Source organism: Enterobacter sp. Li2LvB3, from assembly GCF_056156645.1.
In genome coordinates this window covers 1-2,421 of sequence record NZ_JBSICG010000052.1, presented here as the reverse complement: position 1 = coordinate 2,421, position 2,421 = coordinate 1, and the positions used below count along the sequence as shown (strand labels likewise).

Annotated in this window: 1 protein-coding gene; it reads right to left on the bottom strand. The window is 47.3% G+C overall.

The genetic code is table 11. The features are described 5' to 3' along the window. Positions 1 to 1,779, bottom strand: a 1,779-nt coding sequence (locus tag ACS603_RS23320; RefSeq protein WP_474945005.1) for an AIDA repeat-containing protein, incomplete at its 3' end; no start/stop codon positions are given. Positions 1,780 to 2,421: the final 642 nt, after the last annotated feature.

The following is a 2,421-nucleotide window of genomic DNA, read 5'->3' as shown; positions in this document are numbered from 1 at the left end:
CTGGATGCCGCCGCCGTTCACCAGGGTTAATGTTGCTGAGCCCCCATCGAGGACCTGAGCTCCTGTATTTATGACTGTTGAAGTAGCTGAACCGCCGGAATAGAGGTGCTGGGTGCCACCGGAATTCACCGTGGCGGAAGTAGCTGAACCGCCGGAATAAATGGTCTGGGTTCCGCCGTTCACCAGGGTTAATGTTGCTGAGCCCCCATCGAGGACCTGAGCTCCTGTATTTATGACTATTGAAGTAGCTGAACCGCCGGAATAGAGGTGCTGGGTGCCACCGGAATTCACCGTGGTGGAAGTAGCTGAACCGCCGGAATAAATGGTCTGGGTTCCGCCGTTCACCGTGGTTAATGTTGCCGAGCCCCCTCTGAGGTCCTGATACCCTCCATTTATGACTGTTGAAGTGGCTGCACCGCCGGAATAAATGGTCTCGAGGCCACCGTTCACCGTGGTGGACGTGGCTGAACCGCTGGAATTGACGTTTAGCCAGCCGCCGTTTTCCAGCAGGACGTTGCTGGCCGTGCGCGTGGCTGCGTCAACAAAGAAGGCACCGAGGGCGTTGGTGCCGGAGACGGTGGCGTCGGTGCTGGTCTGCAATGCGCCGCCGCTGTTCTGGACGACCGTCAGGGCCGTGCCACCGGAATTGACGTTCAGGGTGCCGCCCGAGTTCAGCGTAGTGGACGTGGCTGAACCACCAGATATGATGAACTGCTCTCCCCCGTTATACAGCGTGGACGAATCAGCAATACCGGCTGAATAAACATTCTGACTTCCACCACTATTCACAATTGAGGCACTAGCAGAACCACCTGAACTGACGTTCTGGATTCCACCATTATTTAGGATGGTCAAAATGGCTATGCCCCCTGTGCTGACAGTCTGCAAACCACCTGAATTAATTATGGTTTCAGTAGCGCGCCCGCCTCGAAGATCTTGAACTCCGCCGGAGTTAATCATTGCTGAAGATGCATTCCCACCCGTCCGAACGGTTTGTACACCAGATTCGTTTACTGTAGAAGCAATGGCTACCCCCCCAGTATAAACCGTCTGGACTCCTCCATTAATTGTGGTGGCAACAGCAGTACCACCAGAACTTACAAATTGTCGCCCCATAATAACTGTTGAGGAAGTTGCCAGTCCTCCATCGTAAACCCCCTCATTTCCACCTGAATTTATAGTTGTTGAAATAGCTGCGCCACCTGATTTTACGTATTGCCACCCCCCTAAATTCAGAGTGGTATTGGTAGCAAGTCCATCCGTTTCTACAGAAAGAAAACCATTTTCAAGCAAAACATTGGTGGCAGAGTGAGATGCTGCATCAATAAAGAAGGTGCCAAGGGTATTGGTGCCGGAAATAGTAGCATCGGTGGTTGCCTTGAGTGAACCACCTGTATTCAGGATGACAGCCTTAGCCGTACCCCCTGAAGTAACGTTCAGTAAACCGCCAGCGTTGACAGTTGTTGAGGTGGCCGTACCACCGGAATTGATATTCTGAATTCCCCCAGAGTTCACCGAGGCAAGATTCACCTGTCCCCCGGAATAAACGTTCTGAACATCCTTATTATTTAGAATAGTCCCTTCAACAATCTGTCCGTCGTTTACTGACTGAGGAACAGCTAATCCAGGAGTTGAATGCAGGGAGAAAAAAACCAGTAACATAACATGCGATTTTTTTTTGACAGATAACTTCGGGAGTCTTCGTCCTATGGACAATTCAGATGTAACCATCCACATCTGGCGTGATTGACTCCATACGGTTGCGTAAATTTGATTCATCTTTAATATTTAACTCTAAAAAATACAGAGCAAGCTTTGCAAAAAAAGGCTGACATGGTTGCCCCCCCTGAAAGGATAGGTAATGAGTAAAAGGCATCTGCTAAACTCGATACTTACAATAAAATCAGTTGAGTATACTTTCTAATATTCAGACGGGCAGTCCGTCTAAAGTAAAATTCTTGGTTAGTGGATGAAATCGAAACGAATTTAATGTATCGTCTGGTTTCATATTAATATTTACAGTCTGTCCGATGTCATAAGCTTTTTATGCGCTGAATTTGATTTCATTCATTTGTCCGTTTCATAAAGGCAGTGACCAGCTCAGGGTATATTAATGACGATAGCAAGCAAAAATGATGGGGTAAATGTTTTTCATCTTTTCAATAGTGGAATTTTGAGATTGTATGCCTGTCGATTAATAAAATATATATAGCTTTGATAATAAAAGAAATTTATTGATGCTTAAAGATTTTTAGACGCGATGAAAATGCAATGCAAAATATGTTATCTGAATCGCCACGGGTTTAACAAACACTCAGGGTCATCTAAAATGGTGTAAAACGGGGAATCCACGGGCGGTACGTGTTTTCAGGCGACACGCACGCCTTCTGGTATTCCTGCCGTCGTCATTCTGTTCAGCGC